At 73.6% G+C, this 6745-nt stretch carries 5 protein-coding genes; 2 read left to right on the top strand and 3 right to left on the bottom strand.

What is annotated here, in order from left to right:
- From ACFC1T_RS37915 to ACFC1T_RS37905, 3 genes are all read right to left on the bottom strand, one after another.
- Positions 1-374, bottom strand: a 374-nt coding sequence (locus tag ACFC1T_RS37915; protein ID WP_375897246.1) for a hypothetical protein, incomplete at its 3' end; no start/stop codon positions are given.
- Between the two features lie 287 nt (positions 375-661).
- The gene (locus ACFC1T_RS37910) at positions 662-1792 is read right to left on the bottom strand and encodes a sensor histidine kinase (RefSeq protein WP_375897243.1); all 1131 of its coding nucleotides are present in this window, start codon (positions 1790-1792) and stop codon (positions 662-664) included.
- Between the two features lie 80 nt (positions 1793-1872).
- Positions 1873-2610: a response regulator transcription factor gene (locus tag ACFC1T_RS37905; RefSeq protein ID WP_094742879.1), complete on the bottom strand. Its 738-nt coding sequence runs from the start codon at positions 2608-2610 to the stop codon at positions 1873-1875.
- Between the two features lie 565 nt (positions 2611-3175).
- Here ACFC1T_RS37905 and ACFC1T_RS37900 point away from each other — a divergent pair.
- Together ACFC1T_RS37900 and lon are read left to right on the top strand one after the other, a co-directional pair.
- Entirely contained in the window at positions 3176-4039 is an 864-nt protein-coding gene (locus tag ACFC1T_RS37900; protein ID WP_375897240.1) for a rhomboid-like protein, read from the top strand.
- A gap of 166 nt (positions 4040-4205) precedes the next feature.
- Entirely contained in the window at positions 4206-6602 is a 2397-nt protein-coding gene (gene lon, locus ACFC1T_RS37895) for an endopeptidase La (RefSeq protein WP_375897237.1), read from the top strand.
- Positions 6603-6745 lie beyond the last annotated feature (143 nt).

The following is a 6745-nucleotide window of genomic DNA, read 5'->3' as shown; positions in this document are numbered from 1 at the left end:
GGCGTCGGGCGCGCGGGCGCAGGCGACGCGGCTGCGGTTCGCGGCGAAGGCGCGCGCGCGACGGGCGCGGCGGCGCGCGGGGCGGCGGCCGGGGCCGGAGCGGCCGGGGCGGCGGGCGCAGCCGGCGCAGCAGCAGCGGCGGGCGCGGGGGCAGCGGCAGGGGTCGGCGTGGGGCCGGCCTGGGTCGCGGCCTGGGTCACTGGGGTCACCTCGGTACCGGGCTTGTAGTCGGCGAAAAAGTCCCACCAGGCTCGGTCGACCGAGTTCGGGTCCTGGAGGTACTGCTGGTAGATCTCATCGACGAGCCACTCATTGGGGCCGAAGCCAGTGGAGCTTGCCGAGCTGTTGGGGGTTTCAGGGGACTGTGGCGACACGGCGGCAACCGCCCTCTTCCGCTTCCTTTTGGGATGTTTGGACAGCGGGGATTAAGGCTACGCCCCTGACCAGTGATCGCGCAGTCCCCGGGCCCCAGGCGTCGCCCAGATCACAGTCCTGACCTGCAGATTGGCTGAAAAAGTGCGTTAGAAAGCCGTATCTGCGGGGAACCGATCGGGCCCGATCACCCCATAAATCGGGGTGAAAGCGGACAAAAGCCCAGGTTCATCCGTCGACGATCTTCGTATGCGTCTGTGCCGGATCTGTGACAAATGTCCCGACCGGCTCAGGACTGCCCGGGCAGCCGGACCTCGATCCGGCAGCCGCTCGGCGACTCGGCGACGGCGATCCGTCCGCCGTGCAGGTCCACCGCCCAGCGGGCGATCGCCAGGCCCAGCCCGGTGCCGCCGTCCGAGCCCGGCCCGGAGGCCGTCGCGGTGCCGCTGCGGCTGAACCGCTCGAAGACCCGGCCGCGGTCCGCCGGCGGGATGCCGGGGCCCTCGTCCTGGACCTCCAGGAGCAGGCCGCCGTCCTCGCCGTCGGGCCGGGCGCGCACCGTCACGGTGCCGCCGGGCGGGGAGTGCTTGCAGGCGTTGTCGACCAGGTTGGCGACGACCTGGTGGAGGCGTTCCGGGTCCGCCACGGCCGTCAGGCCGACCGGGCTGACCTCCAGGGCGAGCCGGACGTCACCGCGCCGGGAGAAGGCCCCGCCGGCCGTCGCGCCGTCCACGGTGACCCCGCGCAGCACGCCGTCCAGGAACTCGCGCACCTCGAACGGGCGCGCGTCCAGGTCGACCACGCCGTCGTCGATCTTGGAGAGGTCCAGCAGGTGGGTGACCAGGCGGCCGAGCCGCTCGGTCTGCTCCAGGGCGGCCCCCAGGGTCGCCGGATTGGGCTGGACGACGCCGTCCACCACGTTCTCCAGCACGGCGCGCAGCGCGGCGATCGGCGTGCGCAGCTCGTGCGAGACGTTGGCGACCAGTTCGCGGCGGTGCCGGTCGGCGGCCTGGAGGTCGGCGGCCATGCCGTTGAAGGCGGCGGCCAGCTCGCCGATCTCGTCGCGCGAGTTCACCTCGACCCGGCGGCTGTAGTCGCCGGAGGCCATCGCGCGGGCGGCGTCCGTCATCTCGCGCAGCGGGGCGGTGAGCCCGTGCGCGAGGAACTGCATGAACAGCAGCGAGGCGATCATGGAGAAGACCATGATGATCCGGATCTGGGTCTCGGACCGGATCGCCACGACCACCATCCCGGTGGCCAGGAACACGGAGACGATCACCAGCAGGGCGAGTTTGCCCTTGATGGAGCGGACCGGGTCGAGCGGACGGATGTCGGCCCAGACCCGGCTGGCCGCACGGGCGGCCAGGGTCTGCGGGCGCGCGCCGTCGGCGTCCCCGTTGCGTTGCTGTGGAAAGGTCATTGCTCCCCTGTGATCCCCGCGTGTTGTCACGGCGGTGCCGGGACACGGGCCCCCCGGTGGCCCGTCGCCCGGAGCCCCCGTCAGGAGAGCGGGGCCTCCAGCGCGTATCCGACGCCGTGGACGGTGCGGATCCAGCTGGCGCCGATCTTGCGGCGCAGCGCCTTCACGTGGCTGTCCACGGTCCGGGTGCCGGACGCGTCGGTCCAGTCCCAGACCTCGGCCAGCAGCTGCTCGCGGGTGAGCACCGCGCGCGGCTGGGCGGCCAGGCAGGCCAGCAGGTCGAACTCGGTCGGCGTCAGGTGGACGTCGCCCGAGGCGAGTCGGACCCGGCGCTGCACGTGGTCGATCTCCAGTTCGCCGAAGCGCAGGCTGCCGAGCGCGGGCGTGCGGGCCGCCTGCTGGGCGCGCTCGACGCGGCGCAGCAGCACGTTGACCCGGGCGGCCAGTTCGCGCATGGAGAACGGCTTGGTCATGTAGTCGTCGGCACCGACGCCGAGGCCGACCAGCAGGTCCGTCTCGTCGTCGCGGGCGGTCAGCATCAGTACCGGCACCGGGCGTTGGGCCTGGATCCGGCGGCACACCTCCAGCCCGTCGAAGCCGGGCAGCATGATGTCCAGGACCACCAGGTCCGGCTGCCAGGTGTGGAAGCCGTCCACCGCGCCGGGGCCGTCGTGGGCCACGGCGACCTTGAACCCCTCGGCGCCCAGTCGCGCCGCGATCGACTCGGCGATCGTGGGTTCGTCCTCCACCACCAGCACTCTGCGCTGGCTGCTCACAGTGCCGCCGGTGTTGGGGTTGTCCTGCTGAATTTCTGTCACGGTCACGCCACCGCCCCCAGGGCTGCGGGCCGGCCACCTGTGGGGATGGCGGGGCTCCGCTCGTAGTCTTGTTCCGTCGTGGACTGTGCCGGGTCCGCCGTCCCGTTCGTGCACCGGGGAGTGGAGGACGGATGGTCTTCCGCCCACTCCTCCCACGCACTTCGCAGCGTACGGACAGCGGATGCCTCCCGGCAGGCGGACCGGACGTTTCCGGCCCGCTGGGCCGGCTGTCCGGCCGCCCTCGGGCCCACCGAAGGAGTGGGCACGGGCCGATACCTTACCCGGCGAATTTTCACTGCGTAACGGTACGTATGCAGTCCAGTTGACGCCAAGTCGCCGGTCAGAGGCCCTACTGACGCGTTAATCGGGAGAAGGTCTGGACCAATGTCGGGAATCCGGCCGGTCCCGTCGTCGACGGTCTTCACGGGCTTTTCTCAGGTGCCTCTCAGAACCTCGACGTAGCGTGGCCGCGACAACGCCCCGCAGGGCGGAATCCGGCCTCCGCGCCGGGGCGTCGGGCGCCCTCCGGGCGCCGTGCGGCTGCGGGTGTGGGAGCGGAGGCGTCATGGCTGGACTGCGGTGGGGTGCCGGCGGGCGCGCGCCTTCGGGGGTGCCGTACGGAATGCTCCCGGGCCGGTTGCGCGGCGGTCCCGTCGAATGGCTGCTGGAACGCGTGCCGACACCTCGGCGGACCCCGTTCACGATCGGATATCTCGCGGTCGTCGGCGTCACCTCGACCTTCGCCGGGATCGCCGATCCGGAACTCGTCCAGCGTTTGCAGGAAGCCTCCAGCTCGGACGGCCACAACCTGCTCCAGCACCCGCTGCGTGCCCTGTTGCTGAGTGGTTTCTGGGTGGCCGGGGGATCGTGGCTGCCCTACCTGTGGGGTTTCGCCTTCACCCTGGCCCCGCTGGAGCGCCGGGTCGGTCCGGCCCGGGCGGCGGCGGTGTTCGCCGCCGGGCACGTGGCGGCCACCCTGCTCTCCCAGGGCGTGGTGATCACCGCGGTGGAGACCGGGCGGCTGGCCCCGGCGGCGATGGACCAGCTGGACATCGGCGTCAGCTACGGCGTGCTCGCCTGCCTGGGCGCGGCCGCCGGGGCGCTGCCGCCGCGCGCGCGGGCGGTGGCGCTGGCCGGCGTCGGACTGATGCTCGCCCAGCAGATCGCCACCCAGAAGGACCTGGTCACGGCGGTGGGGCACCCGGCCGCGCTGCTCACCGGGATGGCGCTGTGGCGCTGGCTGGGCCGGATCGAGCGGCGCCCGCCCGGGCCGCGGCTGCGCCCGGCCCGGGTGCGGGCGGCCGGCTCCGCCGCCTCCCCGTCCGCCTCCTCGGTGCTCTCCTCCGTGCTCTCCGCGGTCGTCCCCTCGATCGTCCCCCCGGCCGCCGCGGCGGTGCGGGCCGGGCGCCGGCCGTCCACCGCGCGCTGACGCCGGGGCCCTCTTGGGCCGTTCTTTCCGCTCCCTTTTGACGGGGCCTCCCCCCGGCCGTTCCGGTGACGGTCTTGTTCGCTCACAGCGAACAAGGTGCGGGGAACAACCGGCGCCCGCAAATCCTTAGTCAGGTCGACTCAAGTTCACTGACCGGGGAGAGATCATGGCATCGACGTCCACACCGCTCACCCTGCCCGTGCTGCCCCTCGACGACGAGGTCGTGCTCCCGGGCATGGTCGTCCCGCTGGACCTCAAGGACACCGAGGTGCGCGCCGCGGTCGAGGCCGCCCGTGCCGCGGCCACCGGCTCCGGCAAGCCCCAGGTCCTGCTGGTCCCGCGGGTGGACGGCTCGTACGCGGCGGCCGGCACGCTGGCCACCGTGGAGCAGGTCGGCCGGCTGGCCGACGGTGACCCGGCGGCGCTGGTGCGCGCCGTGCGCCGGGTCCGGATCGGGGTCGGCACCACCGGCCCCGGCGCCGCCCTCTGGGTGGAGACCACACCGTTCAAGGAGTCCTCGGTCGGCACGCCGGTGGCCGGGCGGGCCGCCGAGCTGGTCAAGGAGTACAAGGCGCTGTCCACCCAGTGGCTGCGCAAGCGCGGCGCCTGGCAGATCGTCGACCGGGTGGCGCAGATCGAGGGCGTCGGCGAGCTCGCCGACAACATCGGCTACGCGCCCTTCGCCACCGCCGAGCAGAAGCTCAAGGTGCTGCTGGAGGCCGACCAGGTCGCCCGCCTGGAGTACGCGCTCACCCTGCTGCGCGACCACCTCGCCGAGGAGGAGGTCAACGACACCATCCGCAAGGACGTCGAGGAGGGCGTGGCCAAGCAGCAGAAGGAGTTCCTGCTCCGCCGCCAGCTGGAGGCCGTCCGCAAGGAGCTGGCCGAGCTGAACGGCGACCCGGCCGACGAGGAGGGCGACTACCGCGCCCGGGTCGAGGCCGCCGACCTGCCCGGGAAGGTCCGCGAGGCCGCGCTCAAGGAGGTCGACAAGCTGGAGCGCTCCTCCGACCAGTCGCCCGAGGGCTCCTGGATCCGCACCTGGCTGGACACCGTCCTGGAGCTGCCCTGGAACGAGCGCACCGAGGACGCGTACGACATCGCCGGCGCCCGCGCCGTGCTCGACGCCGACCACGCCGGCCTCGGCGACGTCAAGGAGCGGATCGTCGAGTACCTGGCCGTCCGCAAGCGCCGGGCCGACCAGGGGCTCGGCCAGATCGGCGGCCGCCGAGGAGGCGCGGTGCTCGCCCTGGTCGGGCCGCCCGGCGTCGGCAAGACCTCGCTCGGCGAGAGCGTGGCCCGCGCGATGGGCCGCACCTTCGTCCGGGTCGCGCTCGGCGGCGTCCGGGACGAGGCGGAGATCCGCGGCCACCGGCGCACCTACGTCGGCGCCCTGCCCGGCCGGCTGGTGCGGGCGATCAAGGAGGCCGGATCGATGAACCCGGTCGTCCTGCTCGACGAGATCGACAAGGTCGGCTCCGACTACCGGGGCGACCCGTCCGCCGCCCTGCTGGAGGTGCTGGACCCGGCCCAGAACCACACCTTCCGCGACCACTACCTGGAGGTCGAACTCGACCTCTCCGACGTGGTCTTCCTCGCCACCGCCAACGTGCTGGAGGCCATCCCCGAGCCGCTGCTCGACCGGATGGAGCTGGTCCGCCTGGACGGCTACACCGAGGACGAGAAGGTCGTCATCGCCCGCGACCACCTGCTCCCGCGCCAGCTGGAGAAGGCCGGCCTGGCCGACGGACAGGTCGCCGTGGACGAGGAGGCGCTGCGCCGGCTCGCCGGGGAGTACACCCGGGAGGCGGGCGTGCGCACCCTGGAGCGCTCGATCGCCCGGGTGCTGCGCAAGATCGCCGCACAGGCCGAGCTCGGCGAGCGCGAGCTGCCCGCCGCGGTCGGCGCGGCGGACCTGCCCGCCCTGATCGGCCGCCCGCACCACGTGCCGGAGGCCGCCCAGGCACCCGCCGAGCGGCGCACCGCCGTCCCCGGGGTGGCCACCGGCCTCGCCGTCACCGGTGCCGGCGGCGACGTCCTCTACATCGAGGCCTCGCTGGCCGACGCCGAGACGGGCGGCACCGGGCTGACCCTGACCGGGCAGCTGGGCGACGTGATGAAGGAGTCCGCGCACATCGCGCTCTCCTACCTCCGCTCGCGCGGCGCCGAGCTGGAACTGCCGGTCACCTCGCTGCGCGACCGCGGCGTGCACCTGCACGTCCCGGCCGGGGCCGTCCCCAAGGACGGGCCGAGCGCCGGCATCACCATGACCACGGCGCTGGCCTCGCTGCTCTCCGGCCGCAAGGTGCGCACCGACGTGGCGATGACGGGCGAGGTGTCGCTGACCGGGCGGGTGCTGCCGATCGGCGGGGTGAAGCAGAAGCTGCTCGCCGCCGACCGGGCCGGCGTCACCACGGTGATCATCCCCAAGCGCAACGAGGCCGACCTGGACGACGTCCCGGCCGAGGTGCTGGAGCGGCTCACCGTCCACCCGGTGGCCGACGTGCGCGAGGTGCTGGCGCTGGCCCTGGAGCCGGCCGGGGTGCTGGTCGCCGCGGCCTGAGGCGGTCGGCGGGGCCGGTCCGGCGGGTACCCCCGGCCCGCCCCCCCGCGGGCCCCACAGCGGGGATTGCCTCCCCCACGCAGCGCCTCCAGGCCCCGGTGCCGGCGCCGCGGCGGGCCGTGCAGGTGCGGCACCGCCCGCGG

The organism is Kitasatospora sp. NPDC056076 (assembly GCF_042266305.1).
Taxonomy (GTDB): Bacteria; Actinomycetota; Actinomycetes; order Streptomycetales; family Streptomycetaceae; genus Kitasatospora.
Note: the sequence above shows the minus strand (reverse complement) of the source record. Positions and strands in the feature narration are given on the sequence as shown.

Coding starts and splice junctions, on each gene's coding strand:
- lon (WP_375897237.1), top strand. CDS start 4,206: ATGGCATCGACGTCCACACCGCTCACCCTGCCCGTGCTGCCCCTCGAC.
- ACFC1T_RS37910 (WP_375897243.1), bottom strand. CDS start 1,792: ATGACCTTTCCACAGCAACGCAACGGGGACGCCGACGGCGCGCGCCCG.
- ACFC1T_RS37900 (WP_375897240.1), top strand. CDS start 3,176: ATGGCTGGACTGCGGTGGGGTGCCGGCGGGCGCGCGCCTTCGGGGGTG.